This window comes from Ancylobacter sp. TS-1 (assembly GCF_009223885.1).
Classification (GTDB): Bacteria; Pseudomonadota; Alphaproteobacteria; order Rhizobiales; family Xanthobacteraceae; genus Ancylobacter.
On sequence record NZ_CP045144.1, the window covers coordinates 2,840,932 to 2,864,654 of the forward strand.

The following is a 23,723-nucleotide window of genomic DNA, read 5'->3' on the forward strand; positions in this document are numbered from 1 at the left end:
GGGCTGGCCGCCATATAGTTGGCCGCTATAGGATCGCACCTCCGATCCGCCCCCCTCCCGGAACGCCCCATGCCCCACACCCGCGCCCCGCCCCCGCCTTCTCGTCCTCTCCCTCGGCGGCACCATCACCATGACCTCGGCGGCTGGCGGCGGCATCGCCCCGACGCTGGGCGCCGCCGAGCTGGTGGCGGCGGTGCCGGGACTGGAGGCGGTGGCGCGGATCGAGGCGCGCTCGCCGCTGCGGCTCGGCAGCTCTTCGCTCACGCTGGAGCACATTGCCGGGGTGGCGGAGGAGATCCGGGCCGGCTTCGACGCCGGCTTCGACGGCGCCGTCGTCATCCAGGGCACCGATACCATCGAGGAGACCGCCTTCATCCTCGACCTACTGGTGCGGGACGAGCGCCCGGTGGTGGTGGTCGGCGCCATGCGCGGCCCGCAGCAGCCCGGCGCCGACGGGCCTGCCAATCTCCTCGCCGCTGCAACCGTCGCCGCCTCGGAGGCGGCGCGCGGGCTCGGCACGCTGGTGGTGCTGAACGACGAGATCCACGCCGCGCGCTTCGTGCGCAAGGCGCACACCGCGCTCACCTCGGCCTTCGTCTCCGACAGCGCTGGCCCGCTCGGGATGGTGGCGGAGGGTCGGGCGCGGCTGCTCGCCCGCGTGACGCCCGCGCCGCTTCCGGCGGCGCTGGCCGCGCGGACGGAGCACGAGGCGGGCAATCTGCCGCCGGTCGCGCTGCTGAAGATCGCCATGGGCGACGACGGGCGGCTGATCGAGGCTATTCCCGGCCTCGGCTATGCCGGGCTGGTGATCGAGGGCGCGGGAGCCGGCCATGTGCCGGGGGCGGTCGCCGAGATCGTCGGCGCGGTCGCGGCGCGGATTCCGGTCGTGCTGGCCAGCCGCACCCTGGCCGGCCCCGTCTTCGAGAAGACCTACGGCTACCCCGGCTCGGAGATCGACCTGATCGGGCGCGGGCTGATGCCGGCGGGACTGCTCACCGGCGTGAAGGCGCGCATCCTGCTCGCCTTCGCCCTGCGGGCGGGCTGGGACCGCGCGGCGATCCGCGCCGGCCTCCAAGCCTACGGCTGAGTCTACGCCTACGGCTGAGGCGTCACGAACTGCCGATGAAGATGCCGGTGAGCAGCACGAGGATGCCGCCGAGCACCACCTGCACGATGGCCGAGCCGAACGGCGTCTCCATGTAGCGCATGCGCACATAAGCGATGGCGGCGAGCTCGATGGCGACCACGACGCCGGCGACCGCGGTGGCGGTCCAGAAGTCCGGGATCAGATAGGGCAGGGTGTGGCCGAGCCCGCCCAGCGTCGTCATCACGCCGCAGGCGATGCCGCGCGGCCACGGGCTGCCGCGTCCGGTGATGGCGCCGTCGTCGGACAGGCCCTCGGTCAGCCCCATGGAGATGCCGGCACCGATGGAGGCGGCGAGGCCGACCAGGAAGGCGGCCCAGCTGTCCTGCGTCGCGAAGGCGGCGGCGAAGATCGGCGCCAGCGTCGAGATCGAACCGTCGATCAGCCCGGCGAGGCCCGGCTGGACGATCTGGAGCACGAAGATGCGATGGGCGGCGTCCTTCTCGGTCTCGCGGGCGCCGCTTGCCTCAAGCTGGCCGCCAAGCTCCTGTGCCAGTGTCCCGTGCGCGCTCTCGGCCTCGGCGAGATCGGACAGCAGCCGGCGGGTGTCGGAGTCGCGGGCGCGCTCGGCGGCCTTGATGTAGAATTGCTGCGCCTCGAACTCCATCATTTCCGCCTGCCGGCGCACCGCGTCGATGCGCAGCGTCTCCAGCAGCCAGATCGGGTTGCGCTTGAGGAAGCCCTTCACGTCCTGCCGGGTGATGTAGGGCAGCGCCTCGCCGAACTTCTTGCGGAACATCTCGTGCAGGGCGTGGCGGTGGCCCTGCTCCTCCTGCGCCATGCGCTCGAACATCGCCGCCGTTGCCGGGTAGTCGGCTCCGATGCGGCTGGCGAACTGAAGGTAGATGCGCGCATCCTCCTCCTCGTTGGAGATGGCCAGCGCGAGGATTTCGGGCTCTCTGAGGTCGGTGAAGCGTTTCATGTGGTCCCGCCAAATGTCTTAGAATATTTCTAATCTATGGCGGAGAAGGTGTCGATTGCCTGACAGTCCCCTGCTTGTCTAAGCCGGCCTTTTCCACGCATCGAAGACGCGCCCGTATGTCACGAACAGCGGACCTATCGACACGGAAAGTTCGCGCGCCAGGAGCATGGCGATCGGCTGCCGGCTCGCCGGATCATAGGTCAGTCGGCATGCTTTCCCGGTTCGATCCTCGAGAGTGTCCTCCCAGAGGAGGGAGATTTCGATCAGACCGGGCTTATGTTCGATCGCATATCCGCCGATGCGCCAGCGTCGGTCGGAGCCTGCCGTGAAGGTCTTGGTTTCGTCGCTGGTGACGGAAGTGTTGCCTATGCCGGCCGCGTAGCCCTGCGACGTTCCCTCTCCGCTCACCCTTGCACTGAAGCCGAACGGCGACGAGCGGGGGCTGACGGGGAGTTTCGTGATCAGTTCGACGGCCTGGGCCGTGTCGAACCTGTCGCCGTCCGCGACGAGCGCATCGACAAGCGCGTTGATGGCGAGCCGATCCTCAAGGCTGATGCGAACCATTCGGAAACCCCGCGCCGCGTGGCGAGGCGAAGGATCGCACGGGCATGTGCATTGTCCAAACGAAACGGGGCGCCCGAAGGCGCCCCGTGGGAACTTGCGGATAAGGGCGGCCGATCACTCGGCCGCGCCGGCCTCGGCGTCGTCGCCCTTGCCCTTGGCTTCGAGGTCCTCGCCGGTCGCCTGGTCGACGACCTTCATGGACAGGCGGGTCTTGCCGCGCTCGTCGAAGCCGAGCAGCTTGACCTTCACCTTGTCGCCTTCCTTGACGACGTCGGAGGGCTTGGCCACGCGCTCCTTGGCGAGCTGCGAGACGTGCACGAGGCCGTCCTTGGCGCCGAAGAAGTTCACGAAGGCGCCGAAGTCGACGACCTTGACCACCGTGCCCTCGTAGATCTGGCCGATCTCCGGCTCGGAGGCGATGGACTTGATCCAGTTCAGCGCCGCCTTGATCGACTCGCCGGACGCCGAGGCCACCTTCACGGTGCCGTCGTCCTCGATGTTGATCTTGGCGCCGGTCTTCTCGACGATCTCGCGGATAACCTTGCCGCCCGAGCCGATCACTTCGCGGATCTTGTCGACCGGGATCTGGATCACTTCGATGCGCGGGGCATGCTCGCCGAGCTCGGCGCGGGCGCCGGTCAGCGCCTTGCTCATCTCGCCGAGGATGTGCATGCGGCCTTCCTGGGCCTGGCCCAGCGCGACCTTCATGATCTCCTCGGTGATGCCGGCGATCTTGATGTCCATCTGCAGGGCGGTGACGCCCTTGTCGGTGCCAGCCACCTTGAAGTCCATGTCGCCGAGATGGTCCTCGTCGCCGAGGATGTCGGAGAGCACGGCGAACTTCTCACCCTCGAGGATGAGGCCCATGGCGATGCCCGCCACCGGACGGCGCAGCGGCACGCCGGCATCCATCAGCGCCAGCGAGGTGCCGCAGACGGTCGCCATGGAGGAGGAGCCGTTCGACTCCAGGATCTCCGAGACGGCGCGCAGCGTGTAGGGGAACTCGTGCGCCGGCGGCAGAACCGGGTGCATGGCGCGCCAGGCGAGCTTGCCGTGGCCGATTTCGCGGCGGCCGGGCGAGCCCATGCGGCCGGTCTCGCCGACCGAGAAGGGGGGGAAGTTGTAGTGCAGCAGGAAGCGCTCCTTGTAGGTGCCTTCCAGGCTGTCGATGTACTGCTCGTCCTCGCCGGTGCCGAGGGTGGCGACCACGAGGGCCTGCGTCTCGCCGCGGGTGAACAGCGCCGAGCCGTGGGCGCGCGGCAGCACGCCGACCTGCGACAGGATCGGGCGGACGGTGCGGGTGTCGCGGCCGTCGATGCGCACGCCGTCGTCCAGGATGGTCCAGCGAACGATCTTGGCCTCGAGCTCCTTGAGCACCTCGCCGAGCACCTGCGTGTCCGGCACGGCCTTGCCCTCGGCGGCGAGCGCGGCGTAGTGCGCCTTCGCCTTGGACTTGGCGGCGCCGACCGCCTCGTAGCGGTCCTGCTTGCGGGCGATCTTGTAGGCGGCGCGCAGATCGGCCTCGATCAGGGCGCGCAGCTCGGTCTCGAGCGCGGAGTGATCCGGCGCGGCGAAGTCGCGCGGCTCCTTGGCTGCCTTCTCGGCGAGGCGGATGATCGCGTCGATGACCGGCTGGAAGTGGCGGTGGCCGAACATCACGGCGCCGAGCATCACGTCCTCGGCCAGTTCCTTGGCTTCGGACTCGACCATCAGCACGGCGTCGGCGGTGCCGGCGACCACGAGGTCGAGGGCGGATTCCTTCACCTCGTCGACGGTCGGGTTCAGCACGTACTCATTGTCGATGAAGCCGACGCGGGCGGCACCGACCGGGCCGAGGAACGGCACGCCGGACAGGGTGAGCGCGGCCGAGGCGGCGACCAGCGACACGATGTCGGGATCGTTCTCGAGATCGTGCGACAGCACGGTCACGACGACCTGGGTGTCGTTCTTGTAGCCGTCCGGGAAGAGGGGGCGGATCGGGCGGTCGATGAGGCGGGAGACCAGCGTCTCCTTCTCGGACGGACGGCCCTCGCGCTTGAAGTAGCCGCCGGGGATGCGGCCGGCCGCGTAGGCCTTTTCCTGGTAGTTGACGGTCAGCGGGAAGAAGTCCTGGCCGGGCTTGGGCGCCTTGGCGGAGACGGCGGTGGCGAGCACGGTGGTGTCGCCATAGGAGGCGAAAACGGCGCCGTCGGCCTGGCGCGCCATGCGGCCGGTCTCGAGGACGAGCGTGCGCCCGCCCCAGTCGAGTTCCTCGCGGTGGATGTCGAACATGTCTGTCTCTGGCTTTCCGAAGCGGGGCCATGGGCAAGACGGCGAGAGGTTCGGGCGGTGGCGCCTTCAACGAGGCGGCTTCACGAGACCCGAGTCTCCGGCGATCCTGCCATGGCGCGCCGCTTCACTATCGGTCGCGGCGAGCCCCATGCCCGCCGCATCTTGCGTCTTCAGCGCGACGGGTCATCCGCCCGCGCCGTCTTTCAGCACGCGAGGCCCGCACCGGCACGGCGCGAGCCTCGCATCTCAGATCAGCGGCGGATGCCCAGGCGCTGGATCAGCGACTTGTAGCGGGCTTCCTCGGTCTTCTTGAGGTAGTCGAGAAGACCACGACGGGCCGACACCATCTTGAGCAGGCCGCGGCGGGAATGGTTATCCTTGGCGTGGCCCTTGAAGTGGCCGGTCAGGTTGGCGATGCGCTCGGTGAGGATCGCAACCTGTACTTCCGCCGAGCCGGTGTCGTTCGGCTTGGTGGCGTATTCCTTGATGAGCGCCTGCTTGCGCTCGGCAGTGATCGACATCGGAAACTCCTTTTCCATAAGGGAGGGGATGAAGAAGCGCTTGCGCGCCGCTTCGGGCCATTGACGCGGGCCGAGCCGGGATGTCGTCCAGCACGGTCGATGCGACAATGGGTTCGCGCGGACGAGAGTCCGCAACGCGGGCGCAACATACACGAAAACGCCAGAGTGGCTAGGGGCGTGTATCAGCGCCCGGCGGGCGGGGCCGCCACCCCTCGGCGCGGGGCCCTCAGGGCGCGATTTCCAGCAGGGCAATGCGCTCGCCCTCCAGCGTGAAGGCGTAGCGCAGATCGACCGGGCTGCCGGGAAAGTTGCCCGTGACACGCGCTGTCACGATCAGCCGGTTGCCGTCGCGTCGTACGGCGACGGGTTCGCTGGTGTAGTTGTACCTGGACGACGCCTTTGCCTTCCAGCCGGCAATGGCATCGTGGCCGCGATGAAACTGCCCTTCGTCCTTCACCGCGCCGTCCGGGGTGAAGCAGCGGGCAATGGCGGCGCCGTCCTTGCCGTCGGCGTCGAAATAGGCGGCGATCGCCGCAGGAAGCTCGATGCTCATGGGGGACTCCGTTCGCGGCGCGGCGAGGGCCGCGCGTTTGCTTCGCGCCAGAGTTGGAACTACACATACCAAATGGCAAGTACGCACGAAAAAGTAAGCCTATTACCCGCGAGTGAGCCGGTCGCCCATACGCGGGAGAGCGCCGCCTCCGGCGTCGAGCAGGCCCTGAAGCTGCTGGAGGGCCGGTGGAAGCTGGTGATCCTGTTTCACCTGTTCGGCGGGCGGGTATTGCGCTTTTCGGATCTTGAGAGGGCCATTCCCGCCATTTCGCAGAAGATGCTGGCCCAGCAGCTTCGCCGGATGGAAGCGGACGGCGTCGTGCGCCGGGTCGTTTACCCGCAGGTACCGCCGAAAGTGGAATACGCGCTTACGGACTGGGGGCAGGCGCTGTGCCCGGCGCTCGACGCGCTGCTGAACTGGGCGGCGGCGCGGCCGCAGGCTCAGTTCGATGTCGCGTCCCTGACCCCGGCGGCGCCCGGCGGGAAGGCCGAGACGGCCGGATGATGGCGGGCGGGCGCTGGCGCCCGCCCCGGCCTCACTTCCCCGAATGGAAGATGCGCTTGGGGTGGATCTCGCCGGCCTCGGCCTCGCCGAGCGCCACCAGCCGCCCGCCGGCGGTGATAGCGACCGGGCCTTCGAGGATCGGCGCGTCGCGCCCGCGCAGGATGATCGGCTGGCCATGAGCGAGGCGCGAGGCCTCGGCCGGGCTGACCCGCAGCGAGGGCAGCGTGTCGAGGCCGATCTCCACCGGGCGCAGCGCGTACATGGGCGGAGCGTCGTCCATCGCTTCGGAAACCTCGCGCAGCTTCGCCAGCGGAATCAGCTCCTCCTCGGGGAAGGTGCCGACGCGGGTGCGGCGCAACGCCGAGATATGGCCGCGCGCGCCCAGCGCCCGGCCGAAATCGCGGGCGAGCGAGCGCACATAGGTGCCCTTGCCGCACTCGGCCTCGAACACGGCGTGGTCGGCGTCCGGCTGCTCGACCAGTTCGAGCGAATGGATCACCACGGTGCGGGCGGCGAGTTCCACCTCGATGCCGTCGCGGGCGAGGTCATAGGCGCGCTCGCCGTTGATCTTCAGCGCCGAGAAGCACGGCGGCACCTGCTCGATCTCGCCGCGGAAGGCCGGCAGCAGGTCGAGGATCGCCTCGCGCGTCGGCCGGCTGTCGGAGGTGACGACCGGCTGGCCCTCGCTGTCGTCGGTGTCGGTCTCGACGCCCCAGCGCACGGTGAAGCGGTAGACCTTGCGCCCGTCCATGACGAAGGGAACGGTCTTGGTGGCCTCGCCCAGCGCGATCGGCAGGCAGCCCGAGGCGAGCGGGTCGAGCGTGCCGGCATGGCCCGCCTTCTTGGCCTGGAACAGCCACTTCACGGCGCCGACCGCCTGGGTCGAGGTCATGCCGACCGGCTTGTCGAGCAGCACCCAGCCATCGACGTCGCGCTTGGGGCGGCGCTTCTTGGGCGCCTCCTTGGCAGCTTCCCGGGCGGCTTCCTGGGGAACGGTGTCGGCGGGGTGCAGGGTTTCCTGGTCGAGCGGGGCGTTCATATCTCGTCCTCTTGATCGGGTTCGTCGCCGTCGAGGTCGCGCTGCACCTGCGGCGAGCGCAGCAGCGCGTCGATGCGGGCGCCTTCCTCGAAGGAGGTGTCGATGCGGAACCGCAGATCGGGGACGAATTTCAGCTCGACCCGGCGGGCGATTTCCCCGCGCAGCGGCTTGGCGTTGGTCGCCAGCGCGTCGATCGCCGCCTTCGGGTCCTTGCCGCCGAGCGGCATGACGAAGCAGGTGGCGATCTTGAGGTCCGGGCTCATGCGCACCTCGGGGACCGTGATCATCACCCGGGTCAGGGCCGGATCGGGCAGGTCCCCGCGCGAGAGGATCTCGGAGAGGGCATGGCGCACCAGTTCGCCCACGCGAAGCTGGCGCTGGCTCGGGCCGGAGCCCGAGGCCGCTTTGTTCTTCATGATGTTCAAACCTTCATGGCCCCCGCCCGCGAAACGGGATGACGGGGCCGGCCTCGACCGGAGCGAGCGGGCTTGGACCGCTCGTTCCCGTGGATGTTGCGTCCCGGCGGGACGCGAGGCCCCCCGCGTGCGGGGAGCCCCTGATGGCGCCGCGACGGAGTCGCGAGCGTCAGAGCGTGCGCTGCACGACCTCGACGCGGTAGCACTCGATGACGTCGCCGGCGCGCATGTCCTGGTAGTTCTCGAAGGACATGCCGCATTCCTGGCCGGCCTGCACCACGTTGACCGCATCCTTGAAGCGGTTGAGCGTGGCGAGCTTGCCCTCGTGGATCACGACGTTTTCGCGGATCAGGCGGACATGCTGGCCGCGTTCCACCGTGCCGTCGGTGACGAGGCAGCCGGCGACCTTGCCCACCTTGGAGACCGCGAAGATCTCCTTGATGACGGCATTGCCGAGCATGGTCTCGCGGTTGATCGGGGCGAGCAGGCCGCCCATCGCCGCCTTCACGTCATCCACGAGGTCGTAGATGATGTTGTAGTAGCGGATCTCGATGCCGGCACGGTCGGCCGCGTCGCGGGCTTCCTTGTTGGCGCGCACGTTGAACGCGATGATCGCCGCGCCGGCCGTCTCGGCCAGCGTCACGTCGCTCTCGTTCACGCCGCCGGCGCCGGAGTGGATGATCCGGGCCTGCACCTCGTCGGTGCCGAGCTTCTCCAGCGAGGAGATGATCGCCTCGACCGAACCCGACACGTCGCCCTTGATGATGAGCGGGAATTCCTTCCGGCCGGCCGTCTTGGCCTGGCTCATCATCTGCTCCAGCGAGCCGCGGACAGTGGCGGAACGTGCCGCCGCCTTCTCGCGCTTCTGGCGCTGGCGATAGTCGGTGATCTCGCGGGCGCGGGCTTCGCTCTCGACCACCGCGAGGCGGTCGCCCGCCTCCGGCGTGCCGTTGAAGCCGAGCACCTCGACCGGGAAGGACGGGCCGGCGGTGGCGACATTGGCGCCCTTGTCGTCGATCAGGGCGCGCACGCGGCCGAACTCGGCGCCGGCGACCACGATGTCGCCGACACGCAGCGTGCCGCGCTGGACGAGGACGGTCGCCACCGGGCCGCGGCCACGGTCGAGCTTGGCCTCGATGACGGTGCCTTCCGCGACGCGGTTCGGGTTCGCCTTGAGGTCGAGCACTTCCGCCTGAAGGGTGATCGCCTCCAGCAGCTTGTCGAGATTGGTCTGCGCCTTGGCCGAGACCTCGACCTCGAGCGTGTCGCCGCCGAGGCTTTCCACCTGGACCTCGTACTGCAGCAGTTCGCTGCGCACGCGCTCCGGCTTGGCGTCGGGCTTGTCGACCTTGTTGATCGCCACGATGAGCGGCACCTTCGCCGCGCGGGCGTGGTTGATCGCCTCGATGGTCTGGGGCATCACGCCGTCATCGGCCGCCACCACCAGCACCACGATGTCCGTCACCTTGGCGCCACGGGCGCGCATGGCGGTGAACGCGGCGTGGCCGGGCGTGTCGATGAAGGTGATCTTGCCGCCGAGCGGCGAGGTGACCTGATAGGCGCCGATGTGCTGGGTGATGCCGCCGGCCTCGCCGGACACGACATTCGCCTTGCGGATGGCGTCGAGCAGCGAGGTCTTGCCGTGGTCGACATGGCCCATGATGGTGACGACCGGCGGGCGCGACACCAGTTCCTCGGCGGTGTCGGCCGTGTCGAACAGGCCTTCCTCGACGTCGGATTCGGCGACGCGGCGCACGGTGTGGCCGAGTTCCTCGGCGATCAGCTGGGCGGTGTCGGCGTCGATCACGTCGGTGATCTTCACCATCTGGCCCTGCTTCATCAGCAGGCGGATGACGTCCACCGCGCGCTCGGCCATGCGGTTGGCGAGCTCCTGGATGGAGATCGTCTCCGGGACCGTGACCTCGCGGGCGATCTTTTCCTTGGTCTCGACATGGCGATGGCCGCTCATGCGCTGGGTGCGGCGGCGGAACGCCGCAACCGAACGCTGGCGCTCGTCGTCGCCCGATTGGGCGGTGACGACGGTGAGGCGGCCGCGATTCTTCTCGGCGCCGGCCGCCGGGCGGGTCGGCTTGGCCGGTGCGGCCGGACGCGCCGGGGCGCCGCCGGGACCGCGACGGACGGGACGGCGATCGTCCTCCTCGGCATCCATCTGCGGGCCGCGCGGCGTGGCGACGCGCGGGGCGCCGGCGACCGGGGCGGCATTGGCGGCCGGAGCGGAGGTGGAGGGCTGGGCCGGGCGGGAAGGCGCGGCGCCGGCCGCCGGAGCGGCCGAGGCGTCCTCGCCGAAGCGCTTGCGCGCCTCCTGCTCGGACTTGCGGCGGGCTTCCTCGTCGAAGGCGCGGCGCGCGTCTTCCTCGCGCTTGCGGGCCTCGGCGGCGTCGCGCTCGATCTTCTCGCGCGCTTCGCGCTCGGCGCGGCGGCGGGATTCTTCCTCGGCGTTGCGGCGCTCCTCGGCCTCGCGCAGGCGGGCATCCTGCAGCGCGGCGGTGCGGGCGCGGGCCTCCTCCTCGGTGAGGGTGCGCAGCACCACGCCGCCGGGGCGCGAGCCCTGGGGGGCGGGGCGCGGGGAGGAAAGATTGGCGCCCGGAGCCGGCTGGGTGCGCAGCGGCGGACGGCCGCCCTGCGGCTGCGGCGGCTGGGCCGGACGCGCTGCCTGCGGAGCGGCGGGAGCGGATGCCTGCGGAGCGGCAGGCGCAGCCGAGGGGGCCTCGGGCTTGTCGCCCGGGCCGAGCACACGGCGCTTAACCTTCTCCACCACGACGGACTTGGACCGTCCATGGCTGAAGCTCTGGCGGACGACGCCCTGCTCGACAGGTCGCTTGAGCGTGAGGGTCTTGCCCCCCTGGCCGGATCCCTGGCCAACGCCCACCGTCTTCTCGCCCGGGTTCTTCGTATCGTTCATTCGATATCCGTTCCTGTGCCGCCCCGCCTCATGCGGGAAGGCGTCACTTCCGTCCGCCAGCCTGCTTATTCGGCACGCCAGCCTTCGAGTCTTCTTATGCGCGCGAGGAACCCCGCGCTCGTCGGATGCGCGAGCAGCGCAGCATGTACCACATTTGACCGCCCGAGCGCCAAGTCCAATTGCACCCCGGCGAGGGCGTCGACGCGGGCGATCTCGCGACCGGCCGCCTCGGCGATCCGCCGGGCCAGCGCGTCGAGCTTGGCCGTCCCGTCGGGAGCGGCCTCGCCCGAATGCACCAGCACGGCGGCCTTTCCGCTCTGCAACGCCTCGATCACCTTGGCGTTGCCGGCCACCACCTGACCCGCCTTGTTGGCGAGGGCGAGGGCGGCGATCACGTCCTTCTCCAGCAGCTGCCCGACCAGATCGGCCAGCGCCGGCTCGGCGCGGGCCGGATCGATCCGGACCTTGCCGCGGAAGGCGCGCGCGAACGCCTTCCTGCGGATCGCCTCGGCCAGCGCCGACCGCCGCGCGGTCACCCACGCGCCGCGCCCGGGAAGCCGGGCGTTGATGTCCGGCACCACCGTGCCGTCGGGCGCCACGACGAAGCGCAGCAATTCCTCCACCGGCCGCACCGTGCGGCTGGCGATGCACTGCCGGGCCGGGGCGCGGGCCGCGTCGGCGAGCCCCGCATCGGTCAGGCCGGCATCGTCCGCCCCGGCGTCCCCGGCGCCGGCCTGAGCCGTCGCGCTGAGTGCCGTCTCGTCCTGCACCGGCCCGTCCTCCCCTTCACCCGTCCGCACGATCGTCCGCGCGGTCCGCTCAGGCCTGCGTCTCGCCGGCCTCGGGTTCCTCGGCAACGTCCTCGGCCTCGCCAGCGGCGAGATCCTCGGCGGTGATCCAGCCGGCCTTGACGCGGGCCTGCATGATCAGGGCCTCGGCATCCTCGCGGGAGAGCTGGAAGCCCTCCAGCGCGCCGGCGACGCGCACGACTTCGCCGTCCTTGCGCTCGGTCCAGCCGACGAGATCGTCGGTGGCGCAGCCGGCGAGGTCCTCGACCGACTTGATGTCGTTCTCGCCGAACGCCACCAGCATCAGCGAGGTCACGCCCGGCACTTCCCGCAGCTCGTCCTCGACGCCGAGTTCCCGGCGGCGGGCGTCGAGATCGGCTTCGACCTGCGCCAGATGACCCAGCGCGCGGTTCTGCAGCTCCTGGGCGGTGTCCTCGTCGAGGCCCTCGATGCCGGCGAGCTCGCCCAGCGGCACATAGGCGATTTCCTCGACCGTGGCGAAGCCTTCGGAGGCGAGGAGCTGGCCCATCATCTCGTCGAGATCCAGCGCCTCGGCGAAGATCTTCGAGCGCTCGGCGAATTCCTTCTGGCGCCGCTCGCTTTCCTCGGCCTCGGTCATGATGTCGATGTCCCAGCCGGTAAGCTGGGAGGCGAGGCGCACATTCTGGCCGCGACGGCCGATCGCCAGGCTCAATTGGGCATCCGGGACCACGACTTCAATACGCTCGCGGTCCTCGTCGAGCACGACCTTGACCACTTCGGCCGGGGCGAGCGCGTTGACGATGAAGGTGGCCACATCCGGCGACCACGGGATGATGTCGATCTTCTCGCCCTGCAGCTCGTTGACCACGGCCTGCACGCGCGAGCCGCGCATGCCGACGCAGGCGCCGACCGGATCCACCGAGGAATCGCGCGAGGTGACGGCGATCTTGGCGCGCGAGCCGGGGTCGCGGGCGACCGCCTTGATCTCGACGATGCCGTCATAGATCTCCGGCACTTCCTGCGCGAACAGCTTCGCCATGAACTGGGGATGGGTGCGCGAGAGGAAGATCTGCGGGCCGCGCTGTTCGCGGCGCACATCGTAGACATAGGCGCGGATGCGGTCGCTGGTCTTGAACACTTCGCGCGGCAGCAGCTCGTCGCGGCGCAGCGAGGCCTCGCTGCGGCCGAGGTCGACGACGACGTTGCCGTATTCGACGCGCTTGACCGAGCCGTTGACGATCTCGCCGATGCGGTCCTTGTATTCCTCGTACTGCCGGTCGCGCTCGGCCTCGCGCACCTTCTGCACGATGACCTGTTTTGCGCTTTGCGCGGCAATGCGGCCGAAGTCGAAGGGCGGCAGCGTGTCGGCGATGGAGTCGCCGATCTGCGCGGCCGGGTTCAGGCGGCGGGCGCCGCTGAGCTCGATCTCGACCGCCGGGTTCTCGATCTGGTCGACCACCAGCAAATGGCGGGCGAGGCGCAGTTCGCCGGTGCGCGGGTTGATCTCCGCGTGAATGTCGGTCTCGGCGCCGTAGCGCGAGCGCGCCGCTTTCGCGATCGCGTCCTCCATGGCGGCGATGACGATGCTCCGGTCGATCGACTTCTCGCGCGCGACCGCGTCGGCGATCTGCAGGAGTTCGAGCCGGTTTGCGCTGACAACGGCCATCAGGGCGTCTCCTTCGCGATGGATTTGCGTTTGGCGTTGGATTTCTTGCCGGGCTTGGCGGCGCCCTTGGGCTTGAGCATCGGGCCGGGGGAGGCCTTGGCCTTCGGCTTGCCGCGCACCGGCATCTTCTTCGGCGGGACGACGCGCTGGGCGAGGCTCTCGTCCGCCTCCTCGCCATCCTCGTCGTCGAGCGGCACGTCGCTGAGATCGGCGCCGTCCACCTCGTCCTCTTCGAGCCCCGCGCTCTCGCGCAGCGCCTTGTCGCGGCGCAGCGCGTCGCGGATCAGCGCGTCGGTCATCACGAGGCGGGCCTCGCCGATATCGGCGATGGGCAGGGCCACGGTGTCGGGCGTGTCGGCGGGAGCGTCGGGCAGGCGCACCAGCGCCTCCGCGCTTTCGCCTTCCCCGCCCCGCGTGCCAACGAGAATGCCGCGGAAGCGCTTGCGCCCGTCCACCGGCACGGCCATCTCGACCTTGAGGTCGTGGCCGGCCCAGCGCTCGAAATCGGAAACGCGCACCAGCGGCCGGTCGATGCCGGGCGAGGACATTTCCAGATTATAGGCGCCGGTGATCGGGTCCTCGACGTCGAGCACCGGCGAGATGGCACGGCTCGCCGTCTCGCATTCGTCGATGCCGAAGCCGCCATCGGGGCGTTCGGCCATGATCTGAAGGGTCGGCGGGCTGCCGCCGGAGATCTTCGCCCGCACGAGGCGGAAGCCGAGGCCCTCGAGAACCGGGCCGACAATGGCGGCGACCCGCGCCGCCGGCCCGGACTCGGTCACGAGACGCGGTTCGTCGAGCCGGCCTTCCGGCGTGCCGCTGGCGTTGGTGGCGTGGGCTTCGTGTTCGCTCATCGTCCTCGTCGGATCGCGTGCCGATCCGCAATGAAAAAAGAGCGGGCTCCGGAGGCGGAACCCACTCTCAACCGACCGGATCGTCGTTTGTGAGATCGTTGAATGGGGGGCTTATACAGCCAAACCGCCTTTGCGCGCAAGCGGCGGCAACCCGGCGCCCGGCCGGCCGCCGCCTGCGGCCGGGGCGGTCCCTTGCCGGCGGCGCGGCGCCGTCGCATAAGCGCCTCATGTCCCGCCTGCCGACCGATCCTGCGCCCGACGGGGCGCTGCGCGAGCGTGCCCCTGCAAAGGTGAACCTCACCTTGCGGGTGCTCGGCCGGCGCGCCGACGGCTATCACGATCTGTCGAGCCTTGTCGCCTTCGCCGGCACCGGCGACCGGCTGGCGCTCGCGCCGGGTGCCGGGCTCTCGCTGGCGCTGGCCGGGCCGGGCGCCGCCACGCTGGCGGCCGACGCCGACAATCTCGTGCTGCGCGCCGCGCGCCACCTTGCCGAACGCGTGCCCGGGCTCCTCGCCGGACGCTTCACGCTGGACAAGCGGCTGCCGGTCGCCTCCGGCATTGGCGGCGGCTCGGCCGACGCGGCGGCGGCGCTCCGGCTGCTGGCGCGGGCCAACGAGCTCGCCGCGGGCGATCCCCGGCTGTTCGAGGCGGCGCTGGCCACCGGCTCGGATGTGCCCGCCTGCCTGTTCGGGCGCTCCTGCCTGATGGAAGGGCGCGGCGAGGCACTGGCGCCGGTGGCGTTGCCCCGTTTCGGCGCCGTGCTGGTCAATCCGCGCCTGCCGGTGGCGACCGCCGACGTCTTCCGGGCGCTGGCGCTCGCGCCCGCCACCCGGCGCGCCGAGGCGTCGCCCTCGCCCTCCGGGGCCTCGCGGGCCATGCTGCTGGAGTGGCTGCGCGCCGAGCCGAACGACCTCGAGGCGCCGGCCCGCCGGCTGGTTCCCGCGCTCGACACGGTGGAGGCCGCGCTGGCGACGACGCCGGGGGTGTTGCTGGTGCGCATGTCGGGCTCGGGCGCGACCATGTTCGCGCTCTACGCGGACTGCCGCGCGGCCGCCGCGGCGGCGCGGAGCGTCGCTGGCGCTCATCCTGCATGGTGGGTGAAGTCGACCGTGCTGGGCGGCCCCGGTTCCACGGAGACGTGATGCGCACTGCCCTGTTCTTCGCCCTCGCGGCATTTCTCGAGATCGCCGGCTGCTTCGCCTTCTGGGCGGCGGTGCGCAACGGGGCGAGCGCGCTGTGGCTGGCGCCGGGGGCGCTGAGCCTGATCGCATTCGGCGCGGCGCTGACGCAGGTCGATGCCAGCGCGGCGGGGCGGGCCTTCGCGGCCTATGGCGGCGTCTATGTCGCCGCCTCGCTGGTCTGGCTGTGGGCGGTGGAGGGGTTCCGGCCCGACCGCTGGGACCTCGCGGGCGGGGCGCTGTGCCTCGTCGGCGCGGCGGTCGTGGTGTTCGGACCGCGCGGCTGAGGCTTCAGCGGATGCGGGCGATGCAGAAATCCACCACGTCGAGCAGCGCGGCCTTGGCCTCGCTGTCGGGGAAGATGTCCAGCGCCTGCTTGGCGGCGGCGCCATAGGCGCGGGCGCGCTCGATGGTGCCGGCCAGCGCCCCGTGGCGGGTGAGCAGGGCGAGCGCCCGCTCGAGGTCGCCGTCGGCGATCTCCCCGGTCTCCAGGCAGCGGCACCAGAAGCCGCGCTCCTCCTCGTCGGCGGAGCGCACCGCCAGCACGATGGGAAGGGTGATCTTGCCCTCGCGGAAATCGTCGCCGACATTCTTGCCGAGGGCGGCCTTCGAGCCGCCATAGTCGAGCACGTCGTCGACGAGCTGGAAGGCGATGCCGAGATTCATGCCGTAGTCGCGGCAGGCGGTCTGCTCGGCCTCCGGGCGGCCGGCCAGCACCGGGCCGACCTCGCAGGCGGCGGCGAACAGCTCGGCCGTCTTGCCCCGGATGACGGCGAGATAGGCGTCCTCGTCGGTGGCGATGTTCTTGGCGGCGGCGAGCTGGGCGACCTCGCCCTCGGCGATTACCACGGCGGCGGTCGACAGAATGTCGAGCGCGCGCATGTTGCCGACCTCGATCATCATGCGGAACGCCTGGCCGAGCAGGAAGTCGCCGACCAGCACGCTCGCCTCGTTGCCCCACAGCATGCGCGCGGCGAGCTTGCCCCGGCGCATCTCGCTGTCGTCCACCACATCGTCGTGCAGCAGCGTCGCCGTGTGCATGAACTCGACCGAGGCGGCGAGCTTCACCGTGCCCCCGCCCTCGTAGCCCGAGAGCACGCCGGTAGCGACCGTGAGCATCGGCCGCAGCCGCTTGCCGCCGGACGAGATCAGGTGCTGGGCAACCTCCGGAATCATCGTCACGTCCGAGCCCGTGCGCGACAGGATCAGCGCGTTGACGCGATCCATGTCCGCGCGGACCAGATTGACGATGCCTTCGATGGAAGGCTCGGCCGCAACTTCCGCGGCCGGATTGAAGGAGTATGCGACGGACACAGGGCCATTTCCCTCGGCTATGGCGGGACGGCGCGCGCCGGGGCGCGTCGTCCACCCGAAGGGTTCTCATAGCTTACCCGGACCGCCGGCGAAAGTTCATCCGCCGCCTGCGGCCGCATCGCGCCGCCGGGCCGCGGCGGTTCGGCAAATCCTTGCACATGGCATCGGGAAGGTGAAACCTAGCAGATGCGGGAGGTATCGGGCGGTGTGGCCGGCCGAAACCCCGGGAGGCGGGCGACGCGGCGGCATGATGTGGCTCAGGAAGATCGGGAAGGAGCTGGCGCGCTGGAAGTGCAAGCTGCGCAGCGCGCCGTGGCTGCTGATGGGGGGATCGAGGCGCCGCGACTACGACCGCGTGCGCCAGCAGCGCGTGAAGGTGACGCAGGGCGCGCAGGCCGTCGCCGACGAGGTGATGATCCTCGTCATCTTCCCCTCCGCCGGGCTGCTCGGTTCCACCCTGTCCGCCCTCGCCCATTTCGCCCGCAACGGGATCGCCTGCGTGGTCGTCTCCAACGCGCCCTTGCGCGAGGAGGACCGCGAGACCCTGCGCCAGCGGTGCTTCCTGGTCATCGAGCGGCCCAATATCGGCTACGATGCGGGGGGATATCGCGAGGGCATCCTCACCCTTCTCGACCGTGGCATCCGGCCCCGGGCGCTCTATGTGATGAATGACAGCCTGTGGTTTCCGCTGCGCCGCGACTGCGACGCGCTGGAGCGTTGCCGGCAGGCGAAGGAAGACATTTTCGGCTTCCACCTCAACGTCACGACCTTCCTCGGGATGCGGCGCGACTATGTGCAGTCCTATTTCCTGCGCTTCTCGCAGCGCCTCGTCGCCAGCGACGCCTTCGAGAAATACTGGCGCGACCTGCCGCTGATCGACAACAAGCATCTGGCGGTGCGGCGCTACGAGCGGGGCCTGTCGCGCCATTTCGTCCGGCGCGGCTTCACCATCGGCGCCCTCGTGCACTGGCAGGAAGCGATCGACCGCCTCTTCGCCATCACGGACGCGGACAAGCTGACCCGCATCATCGCCTATCAGTGCCGGCTGAACGCCAAGGATGCCGCCTATATGCAGCCCATGCTGGAGTGGGGATGCTCGCCCTTCCTGATCCGCGACGGCCTCGCCGGCCGCATCCGTCGCAAGCGGATCTTCGCCTCCTTCCCGATGATGCACCCTGAATTCGTGCTGGAGCTCGGCTTTCCCACGCTCAAGCGCAAGCTGGACATCCAGTACCGCGAACTCGCCCGGCTCGGCCTCGACAAGGACTTCGAGCCCGCCGTGCGCGCCGAGATGCATCTGTGACGTCCGGGACGCCGCGCGGCCCATTCTTGCCTTGAGGTCCTCTTGCCTTGAGGCCCGCTTGCGGCGTCAATACGGGCATGCGCGAACTCCTCCGCACCAATGACGTCGTGCTGATCTCGGCCGTCGAGGCGCTGCTCGACAGCGCTGGCATCGGCCATTTCGTGCTCGACCAGCACATGAGCGTGCTGGAGGGCTCCATCGGCCTGCTGCCGCGCCGCCTGCTGGTGGAGGAGGACGACCTCGCTCCCGCCCGCCGGCTGCTCGACGCGGCCGGCTTCGGCCCGGTTCTCGTGGCCGAGTGAGGGAGCGCCCGTGAAAACAGGCGAGGCCGCCGGAACGCCTGCCGCCGAGGGCGCGGACGGCGAGGCGCTGACCGACGATGCCTTTCTCGGCGGCCGGCTGAATCTCCTGCAGCCGGCGCGCGGCCACCGCGCCGGGCACGACGCGATGCTGCTGGCGGCGAGCGCACCGGGCGAGGCGCGCCAGGCCGTCGATCTCGGCGCCGGGGTGGGGGCGGCCGGGCTCGCCTTCGCCGCGCGGGTGGCGGCGGCCATGGTGACGCTGGTCGAGATCGACCCCGCCACGGCGGCGCTGGCGGCCCGCAACGCGGCGCGCCAGACGCCCGGCCTCGCGGCGCGGGCACGGGTGGTGGTGGCCGACATCGCCACGCTCGGCCGCCCCTCCGGCCCGCCCGAGCCGGCGGCGCGGACGGCCGACCTCGTGATGATGAACCCGCCCTTCAACGATCCGGCCCGGCACCGCGTCTCGCCGCATGCGCGCCGGGCGCTGGCGCATTCCGTTCCCGATGCGGGGCTGGAGACGTGGCTGCGCGCCGCCGAGCGGCTGCTGGCGCCGGGCGGGCGCCTCGCCCTGATCCACCGCCCCGAGGCCATCGAGGCGATACTGGCCGGGCTGAAGGGCCGTTTCGGTGCCGTGACGATTCGCCCGGTGTATCCCGCACCCGGCGCGCCCGCCCATCGCCTGCTGGTCGGCGCGGTCAAGGGAAGGCGGACAGCGCCGGTTCTCCTGCCCGGCCTCGTGCTGGCGGGGCAGGACGGGCGCCCGAGCGCCGAGGCCGAGCGCCTGCTGCGCGACGGCGAGGCGATCTAGCGCCCGGGACCCGTGCGCGCACAAGCCATCTGGCGCCGGGGGGAGGCGCGCCCTATTTTCCTGCGATGGCCACAGCATCCTTCTTCGCCGAATTCCGCCGCCGCCTCGATCCGGTCCTGCCCGCCGCGCTGCGCGGCGACACCCCGGTCGTGCCGGTCGTCCGCCTCACCGGCGCCATCGGCATGGCGAGCCCGTTCCGCCCCGGCATCACCTTCGCCAACACCGCCCGCGCGCTGGAGCGCGCCTTCGCCGTAAAGGGCGCGAAGGCGGTGGCGCTGGTGATCAACTCGCCGGGCGGCTCGCCGGCGCAGTCCCATCTCGTCTACCGGCGCATCCGGGCGCTGGCGCAGGAGAAGGAACTGCCCGTCATCGCCTTCGTCGAGGACGTGGCGGCCTCGGGCGGCTACATGCTCGCCTGCGCCGCCGACGAGATCGTCGCCGATACCTTCTCGATCGTCGGCTCGATCGGTGTGGTGAGCGCGGGCTTCGGCTTCACCGCCGCGCTGGAGAAGCTCGGCGTCGAGCGGCGCGTCTACACCGCCGGCACCCGCAAGGTGATGCTCGACCCGTTCCAGCCGGAGAAGGCGGAGGATGTCGAGCGTCTCAAGGCGATCCAGCAGGAGATCCACGGCGCCTTTGTGGGGCTGGTGAAAGAGCGGCGCGGCGACGTGCTGGCCGGCGACGAGGAAACCCTGTTCTCCGGCGAGTTCTGGACGGCGCCGCAGGCACAGGGCTTCGGCCTCGTCGACGCCATCGGCGACATGCGCTCGTTCCTGCGCGCCCGCTATGGCGAGAAGCTGCGCACGCCGCTGATCGAAACGAAGCCGGGCCTGTTCGGCCGGCGCTCGCCGGGGGTGATGGGCCTTGCCGCCGGAGCGGCCGGCGAGGCCGGCGCCGGCGCCGCGCAAGCTCTCATTTCCGCCGCAGAGGAACGCGCATTATGGGCGCGCTTCGGGCTCTGACGCGCCCGCTGCCGCCGCATCCGCTGGAACCTTGACCATGCCGCCCGTCTTCATCGTCGCCCTCGGCGCTCTCGCCGCCGCCGCCCTGGTGAAGGTGCTCGCGCGCGAATCGCGCCGGGTCAACGCTGAGCTTGCCGCCCGGCGGCGCGACGAGGCCGCGGCGACGGACCCGCGCCGCGGCACGCTGCGCCGCGACCCGTCCACCGGCGAGTACCGGCCGGGCGATTCCTGACGCCGCAGGGGGCTCGCGCGCCGGGCCGGCATTTCTGGAACGTATCCAGTTTATCTAGAGATTTCCGATCATTACCGCGAATTCACTTTGTCCGGCGCGGGTGGCGTCCTATCCCGTGAAAGGGGCTGGCGACGGGAGCGAGGCAATGTTGCAGCGGGCGGAGAGCGAGTGGACCGGCGAAGGCGGACTGCGCCGCCGCAGGCGTGCGCGCTGGCCGCTGGGCGTGTTCCTCGTCGCGCTCGCCGCTGCCGGGCTCTACGGCTATTACCGCTACGCCCATACCGCCGAGCCGGCGGCACCCGGCTTCCAGACCGCCACGGTCGAGCTTGGCGACATCGCATCGACGGTGAACGCCATCGCCAAGATGCAGCCCAAGACCTATGTCGACGTCGGCACCCAGGTTTCCGGCCAGCTGCGCGTCATCCATCCCGAGGTGGGCGATGTGGTGAATAAGGGCGACCTGCTCGCCGAGATAGACCCCACCGTCTATCAGACCCGCGTCGCCGGCGACCGCGCCAGTCTCGACAATCTGCGCGCCCAGCTCGCGCAGGCGCAGGCCCAGCTCACCCTCGACCGGCTGCGCAACGAGCGCGCCCAGCAGCTCCTGAAGAACCAGTCCGGCAGCAAGGACGCCGCCGACGCCGCCGAGGCGACCGAGCGCATCAGCGAGGCCAAGATCGACGCGTTGAAGGCGCAGATCGCCCAGACCCAGGCGACGCTCGACGGCGACCTCGCCAATCTCGGTTACACCAAGATCTACGCGCCGATGGACGGCACGGTGGTATCGATCACCGCCCGCGAGGGCTCGACGCTCAACGCCAACCAGTCCGCCCCCATCGTGCTGCGCATCGCCGATTTGCAGACCATGACCGTCACCGCGCAGGTGGCCGAGGGCGACATCCCGAAGGTCACGATCGGCACGCCGGCCTCCTTCTCCACCCTCGGCCTGCCCGACCGGCGCTGGCGTGGCACGGTGCGGCAGATCGAGCCGACGCCGACCATCGTCAACGATGTGGTGCTCTACAACGTGCTTGTCGACGTGCCGAACGAGGACCTGACCCTGATGACCGACATGACGGCGCAGGTGTTCTTCCGCCTCGGCGAGGCCAGGGGCGTGCCGCTGGTGCCGAGCGCCGCCGTGCGCACCGCCCGCGACGGCACCCAGAGCGTGCGCGTGCTGACCACGCAGGGGCCGCAGGAGCGCAGCGTGAAGACCGGCCTGTCGAACCGCAGCCAGACGCAGATCGTCGAGGGACTGTCGCCGGGCGAGACCGTGATTCTCGGCACCGGGCCGGCGCCGGCCCGGCCGGCCGGGCCGCGCATGCCCCCGCGCCTCGGCTGAGGACAGGCGATGAGCGAGGTCGAGCCCCGCGCCGAACGCCCCGCCCCGGCCCCTGCCGGTGCCGGGATGCGCCCGATTGTCGAACTGGTCGATGTCAGCCGCATCTATCCCAATGGCGACACGGTGGTCCGCGCGCTCGACCGGGTGAACCTCGCCATCCAGCCCGGCGAGTTCATCGCCATCATGGGCCAGTCGGGTTCGGGCAAGTCGACGCTGATGAACATTGTCGGCTGCCTCGACCGCCCGTCCTCCGGCGTGTACCGGGTGAACGGCTCGGACGTCGAGGATCTCGACGCCGACGCGCTCGCCGGGCTGCGCTGCTCGACCTTCGGCTTCGTGTTCCAGCGCTACAACCTGCTGCCCGGGCTCACCGCGGCGGAGAATGTGGCCATCCCAGCCATCTATGCCGGCGCGTCGCGCGAGGCGCGGGAGGAGCGCGCCCACGCCCTGCTCGCCCGGCTCGGTCTCGGCGACCGCAGCGAGCACCGCCCGAGCCAGCTTTCCGGCGGCCAGCAGCAGCGCGTCTCCATCGCCCGCGCGCTGATGAACGCGGCGCCGGTGATCCTCGCCGACGAGCCGACCGGCGCGCTCGATACCCGTTCCGGCGAGGACGTGCTCGCACTGCTCGGAGAGCTGAACGCCGAGGGCCACACAATCATCCTCATCACCCACGACCCCGATGTCGCCGCGCATGCGCGGCGCGTCGTGCGCTTCCAGGACGGGCGCATCGTCGCCGACGAGCGGCAGGCGCCCGAGCCGGCGCGCGCGCCGCTGCCGGCCACCGGCGCCACCCGTCGCGGCGGGCTGGCGCGTTTCGTGCCGGACCTCGCCGAGGCGGTGCGCATGGCACTCGCCTCGATGGTCGCCAACATCTTCCGCACCGCGCTGACCCTGCTCGGCATCGTCATCGGCGTCGCCTCGGTCATCACCATGCTGGCGGTGGGCGATGGCGGCAAGCAGAGCGTGCTGGAGCGCATCTCGCAGATCGGCACCAATCTGCTGATCGTGCGGCCCGGCGCGCCGGGCATACGCTCCTCCGGCGACAACGCCACGCTGCTGCCCGAGGACGCGAATGCGCTCGCCGTCATTCCCGGCATCGGCGCCATCGCCCCGGAACGCTCCGGCCGCTACACGATCCGCTACGGCTCGTCCGACTACTTCACCTCGGTCAGCGGCACCACGCCCGACTATCTCCTGGCCCGCGACTGGCCGATGGCGCAGGGCGTCATGTTCAACGCCGCCGACGTGAAGGCCTATGCGCCCGTTGTCGTGCTCGGCGAGACGGTGCGGCGCAACCTGTTCGGCGAGGACGACCCGGTCGGCCGCTACGTGCTGGTCAAGAACGTGCCCTATGAGGTGATCGGCGTGCTCTCCCCGCGCGGGGCCAACGCCTTCGGGCAGGACCAGGACGACGTGGCGCTGGTGCCGCTCTCCACCGGCTTCGTGCGGGTGTTCGGCCGGCAGTTCCTGAACTCCGTGACGGTGAAGGTCGACGATGCCGCCGACATTCCCGCCGTCGAGGCCGCCATCACCCGCATCCTCGCCGAGCGCCACCAGAGCGAGGACTTCCAGGTCCGCAACACCGCGCAGTTCCTCGAGACGGCGGTGGCGACGCAGAACACGCTGACCCTCGTGCTCGGCTGCGTCGCCGCTATCTCGCTGCTGGTGGCCGGCATCGGGGTGATGAACATCATGCTGGTGAGCGTCACCGAGCGTACCCGCGAGATTGGCATCCGTATGGCCACCGGCGCGCGCATGAGCAACATCATGCTCCAGTTCAACACCGAGGCGCTGGTGGTGTGCTCGGTCGGCGGGGCGGTCGGCGTCGGGCTCGGCCTTGCCGCCGCGCTGGGGCTGGAATGGATGGGGGCGACCATCGTGCTGTCGCTGATGCCGCCGCTGCTCGCCTTCGGCTGCGCCTTCCTCACCGGCCTCGTCTTCGGCTACCTGCCGGCGCGCAAGGCGGCCGGGCTCGATCCGGTGGTGGCGCTGGCCTACGAGTAGGGGGCGGCCAGTCCCGTCATCCCGGAACGGCCGACAGGCCGTATCCGGGATCGTCCGCCAGTTCCGGGATGCGATCCCGGCTCTCCGGCTGCGCCTGCGGCCGGGATGACCGGCGCGAGGCACGTCCATAA

The 23,723-nt window shown here is 70.5% G+C and carries 23 protein-coding genes; 11 read left to right on the plus strand and 12 right to left on the minus strand.

From position 1 onward, the window contains the following. Nucleotides 1-130: 130 nt before the first annotated feature. Nucleotides 131-1,087 carry an asparaginase gene (locus GBB76_RS19025; RefSeq protein ID WP_152303749.1) on the plus strand — a complete coding sequence of 319 codons (957 nt, stop codon included), beginning with the start codon at nucleotides 131-133 and terminating at the stop codon, nucleotides 1,085-1,087. Between the two features lie 22 nt (nucleotides 1,088-1,109). On the opposite strand, the gene mbfA is transcribed toward GBB76_RS19025, so the two are convergent. From mbfA to GBB76_RS13335, 5 genes are all read right to left on the minus strand, one after another. After that, complete coding sequence (gene mbfA, locus GBB76_RS13315; protein WP_152303750.1) at nucleotides 1,110-2,066, minus strand: iron exporter MbfA; 957 nt, start codon at nucleotides 2,064-2,066, stop codon at nucleotides 1,110-1,112. 78 nt (nucleotides 2,067-2,144) lie between these two features. Then, nucleotides 2,145-2,630: a hypothetical protein gene (locus tag GBB76_RS13320; RefSeq protein WP_152303751.1), complete on the minus strand. Its 486-nt coding sequence runs from the start codon at nucleotides 2,628-2,630 to the stop codon at nucleotides 2,145-2,147. Nucleotides 2,631-2,744: 114 nt separating this feature from the next. Next, nucleotides 2,745-4,901, minus strand: a complete 2,157-nt coding sequence (pnp, locus tag GBB76_RS13325; protein WP_152303752.1) for a polyribonucleotide nucleotidyltransferase — start codon at nucleotides 4,899-4,901, stop codon at nucleotides 2,745-2,747. A 251-nt stretch (nucleotides 4,902-5,152) separates the two neighbouring features. Then, the gene (gene rpsO / locus GBB76_RS13330; protein ID WP_018388643.1) at nucleotides 5,153-5,422 is read right to left on the minus strand and encodes a 30S ribosomal protein S15; all 270 of its coding nucleotides are present in this window, start codon (nucleotides 5,420-5,422) and stop codon (nucleotides 5,153-5,155) included. Nucleotides 5,423-5,648: 226 nt separating this feature from the next. Further along, nucleotides 5,649-5,975 carry a nuclear transport factor 2 family protein gene (locus tag GBB76_RS13335; RefSeq protein ID WP_152303753.1) on the minus strand — a complete coding sequence of 109 codons (327 nt, stop codon included), beginning with the start codon at nucleotides 5,973-5,975 and terminating at the stop codon, nucleotides 5,649-5,651. A gap of 72 nt (nucleotides 5,976-6,047) precedes the next feature. Between GBB76_RS13335 and GBB76_RS13340 the strand changes: the two genes are divergently transcribed. Then, nucleotides 6,048-6,479 carry a helix-turn-helix domain-containing protein gene (locus GBB76_RS13340; protein ID WP_152303754.1) on the plus strand — a complete coding sequence of 144 codons (432 nt, stop codon included), beginning with the start codon at nucleotides 6,048-6,050 and terminating at the stop codon, nucleotides 6,477-6,479. A 31-nt stretch (nucleotides 6,480-6,510) separates the two neighbouring features. On the opposite strand, the gene truB is transcribed toward GBB76_RS13340, so the two are convergent. From truB to rimP, 6 genes are all read right to left on the minus strand, one after another. After that, complete coding sequence (truB, locus tag GBB76_RS13345) at nucleotides 6,511-7,518, minus strand: tRNA pseudouridine(55) synthase TruB (protein ID WP_152303755.1); 1,008 nt, start codon at nucleotides 7,516-7,518, stop codon at nucleotides 6,511-6,513. Then, the gene (rbfA, locus tag GBB76_RS13350; protein ID WP_152303756.1) at nucleotides 7,515-7,934 is read right to left on the minus strand and encodes a 30S ribosome-binding factor RbfA; all 420 of its coding nucleotides are present in this window, start codon (nucleotides 7,932-7,934) and stop codon (nucleotides 7,515-7,517) included. Before rbfA ends, truB begins: the two co-directional genes overlap by 4 nt. Nucleotides 7,935-8,103: 169 nt before the next feature. Further along, entirely contained in the window at nucleotides 8,104-10,857 is a 2,754-nt protein-coding gene (infB, locus tag GBB76_RS13355) for a translation initiation factor IF-2 (RefSeq protein WP_152303757.1), read from the minus strand. 65 nt (nucleotides 10,858-10,922) lie between these two features. Next, complete coding sequence (locus GBB76_RS13360) at nucleotides 10,923-11,657, minus strand: RNA-binding protein (RefSeq protein WP_246668920.1); 735 nt, start codon at nucleotides 11,655-11,657, stop codon at nucleotides 10,923-10,925. A 19-nt stretch (nucleotides 11,658-11,676) separates the two neighbouring features. Further along, nucleotides 11,677-13,293, minus strand: a complete 1,617-nt coding sequence (gene nusA / locus GBB76_RS13365; protein WP_152303758.1) for a transcription termination factor NusA — start codon at nucleotides 13,291-13,293, stop codon at nucleotides 11,677-11,679. Beyond that, a complete protein-coding gene (rimP, locus tag GBB76_RS13370) occupies nucleotides 13,293-14,147 on the minus strand; it encodes a ribosome maturation factor RimP (protein WP_152303759.1) in 855 nt (284 codons plus the stop codon). Before rimP ends, nusA begins: the two co-directional genes overlap by 1 nt. A gap of 227 nt (nucleotides 14,148-14,374) precedes the next feature. Here rimP and GBB76_RS13375 point away from each other — a divergent pair, with 227 nt between their 5' ends. Continuing rightward, complete coding sequence (locus tag GBB76_RS13375; RefSeq protein ID WP_152303760.1) at nucleotides 14,375-15,289, plus strand: 4-(cytidine 5'-diphospho)-2-C-methyl-D-erythritol kinase; 915 nt, start codon at nucleotides 14,375-14,377, stop codon at nucleotides 15,287-15,289. After that, nucleotides 15,289-15,612, plus strand: a complete 324-nt coding sequence (locus GBB76_RS13380; protein ID WP_152303761.1) for a YnfA family protein — start codon at nucleotides 15,289-15,291, stop codon at nucleotides 15,610-15,612. Before GBB76_RS13375 ends, GBB76_RS13380 begins: the two co-directional genes overlap by 1 nt. A 4-nt stretch (nucleotides 15,613-15,616) precedes the next feature. Here GBB76_RS13380 and GBB76_RS13385 read toward each other — a convergent pair whose 3' ends face one another. Further along, nucleotides 15,617-16,639: a polyprenyl synthetase family protein gene (locus GBB76_RS13385; protein ID WP_246668921.1), complete on the minus strand. Its 1,023-nt coding sequence runs from the start codon at nucleotides 16,637-16,639 to the stop codon at nucleotides 15,617-15,619. A 247-nt stretch (nucleotides 16,640-16,886) separates the two neighbouring features. Between GBB76_RS13385 and GBB76_RS13390 the strand changes: the two genes are divergently transcribed. The 7 genes from GBB76_RS13390 to GBB76_RS13420 all read left to right on the plus strand — a co-directional run bounded on the left by GBB76_RS13390 (nucleotide 16,887) and on the right by GBB76_RS13420 (nucleotide 23,592). Next, nucleotides 16,887-17,942 carry a rhamnan synthesis F family protein gene (locus GBB76_RS13390; RefSeq protein ID WP_152303762.1) on the plus strand — a complete coding sequence of 352 codons (1,056 nt, stop codon included), beginning with the start codon at nucleotides 16,887-16,889 and terminating at the stop codon, nucleotides 17,940-17,942. 77 nt (nucleotides 17,943-18,019) lie between these two features. After that, a complete protein-coding gene (locus tag GBB76_RS13395; RefSeq protein ID WP_152303763.1) occupies nucleotides 18,020-18,244 on the plus strand; it encodes a DUF2007 domain-containing protein in 225 nt (74 codons plus the stop codon). A gap of 10 nt (nucleotides 18,245-18,254) precedes the next feature. Next, complete coding sequence (locus GBB76_RS13400; protein ID WP_246668922.1) at nucleotides 18,255-19,052, plus strand: tRNA1(Val) (adenine(37)-N6)-methyltransferase; 798 nt, start codon at nucleotides 18,255-18,257, stop codon at nucleotides 19,050-19,052. 65 nt (nucleotides 19,053-19,117) lie between these two features. Next, a complete protein-coding gene (locus GBB76_RS13405; RefSeq protein ID WP_152303764.1) occupies nucleotides 19,118-20,014 on the plus strand; it encodes a S49 family peptidase in 897 nt (298 codons plus the stop codon). 37 nt (nucleotides 20,015-20,051) lie between these two features. After that, nucleotides 20,052-20,246, plus strand: coding sequence for a hypothetical protein (locus GBB76_RS13410; protein ID WP_152303765.1), 195 nt, complete (start codon nucleotides 20,052-20,054; stop codon nucleotides 20,244-20,246). 145 nt (nucleotides 20,247-20,391) lie between these two features. Further along, the gene (locus GBB76_RS13415; RefSeq protein ID WP_152303766.1) at nucleotides 20,392-21,588 is read left to right on the plus strand and encodes an efflux RND transporter periplasmic adaptor subunit; all 1,197 of its coding nucleotides are present in this window, start codon (nucleotides 20,392-20,394) and stop codon (nucleotides 21,586-21,588) included. Between the two features lie 66 nt (nucleotides 21,589-21,654). After that, a complete protein-coding gene (locus GBB76_RS13420) occupies nucleotides 21,655-23,592 on the plus strand; it encodes a MacB family efflux pump subunit (RefSeq protein WP_202911235.1) in 1,938 nt (645 codons plus the stop codon). The last annotated feature ends 131 nt before the right edge of the window (nucleotides 23,593-23,723 follow it).

What these genes read in the sequence shown, in the direction of transcription:
- GBB76_RS19025 (WP_152303749.1), top strand. Translation starts at nt 131, where the DNA reads ATGACCTCGGCGGCTGGCGGCGGCATCGCCCCGACGCTGGGCGCCGCC.
- mbfA (WP_152303750.1), bottom strand. Translation starts at nt 2,066, where the DNA reads ATGAAACGCTTCACCGACCTCAGAGAGCCCGAAATCCTCGCGCTGGCC.
- GBB76_RS13320 (WP_152303751.1), bottom strand. Translation starts at nt 2,630, where the DNA reads ATGGTTCGCATCAGCCTTGAGGATCGGCTCGCCATCAACGCGCTTGTC.
- pnp (WP_152303752.1), bottom strand. Translation starts at nt 4,901, where the DNA reads ATGTTCGACATCCACCGCGAGGAACTCGACTGGGGCGGGCGCACGCTC.
- rpsO (WP_018388643.1), bottom strand. Translation starts at nt 5,422, where the DNA reads ATGTCGATCACTGCCGAGCGCAAGCAGGCGCTCATCAAGGAATACGCC.
- GBB76_RS13335 (WP_152303753.1), bottom strand. Translation starts at nt 5,975, where the DNA reads ATGAGCATCGAGCTTCCTGCGGCGATCGCCGCCTATTTCGACGCCGAC.
- GBB76_RS13340 (WP_152303754.1), top strand. Translation starts at nt 6,048, where the DNA reads ATGGCAAGTACGCACGAAAAAGTAAGCCTATTACCCGCGAGTGAGCCG.
- truB (WP_152303755.1), bottom strand. Translation starts at nt 7,518, where the DNA reads ATGAACGCCCCGCTCGACCAGGAAACCCTGCACCCCGCCGACACCGTT.
- rbfA (WP_152303756.1), bottom strand. Translation starts at nt 7,934, where the DNA reads ATGAAGAACAAAGCGGCCTCGGGCTCCGGCCCGAGCCAGCGCCAGCTT.
- infB (WP_152303757.1), bottom strand. Translation starts at nt 10,857, where the DNA reads ATGAACGATACGAAGAACCCGGGCGAGAAGACGGTGGGCGTTGGCCAG.
- nusA (WP_152303758.1), bottom strand. Translation starts at nt 13,293, where the DNA reads ATGGCCGTTGTCAGCGCAAACCGGCTCGAACTCCTGCAGATCGCCGAC.
- rimP (WP_152303759.1), bottom strand. Translation starts at nt 14,147, where the DNA reads ATGAGCGAACACGAAGCCCACGCCACCAACGCCAGCGGCACGCCGGAA.
- GBB76_RS13375 (WP_152303760.1), top strand. Translation starts at nt 14,375, where the DNA reads ATGTCCCGCCTGCCGACCGATCCTGCGCCCGACGGGGCGCTGCGCGAG.
- GBB76_RS13380 (WP_152303761.1), top strand. Translation starts at nt 15,289, where the DNA reads ATGCGCACTGCCCTGTTCTTCGCCCTCGCGGCATTTCTCGAGATCGCC.
- GBB76_RS13390 (WP_152303762.1), top strand. Translation starts at nt 16,887, where the DNA reads ATGATGTGGCTCAGGAAGATCGGGAAGGAGCTGGCGCGCTGGAAGTGC.
- GBB76_RS13395 (WP_152303763.1), top strand. Translation starts at nt 18,020, where the DNA reads ATGCGCGAACTCCTCCGCACCAATGACGTCGTGCTGATCTCGGCCGTC.
- GBB76_RS13405 (WP_152303764.1), top strand. Translation starts at nt 19,118, where the DNA reads ATGGCCACAGCATCCTTCTTCGCCGAATTCCGCCGCCGCCTCGATCCG.
- GBB76_RS13410 (WP_152303765.1), top strand. Translation starts at nt 20,052, where the DNA reads ATGCCGCCCGTCTTCATCGTCGCCCTCGGCGCTCTCGCCGCCGCCGCC.
- GBB76_RS13415 (WP_152303766.1), top strand. Translation starts at nt 20,392, where the DNA reads ATGTTGCAGCGGGCGGAGAGCGAGTGGACCGGCGAAGGCGGACTGCGC.
- GBB76_RS13420 (WP_202911235.1), top strand. Translation starts at nt 21,655, where the DNA reads ATGCGCCCGATTGTCGAACTGGTCGATGTCAGCCGCATCTATCCCAAT.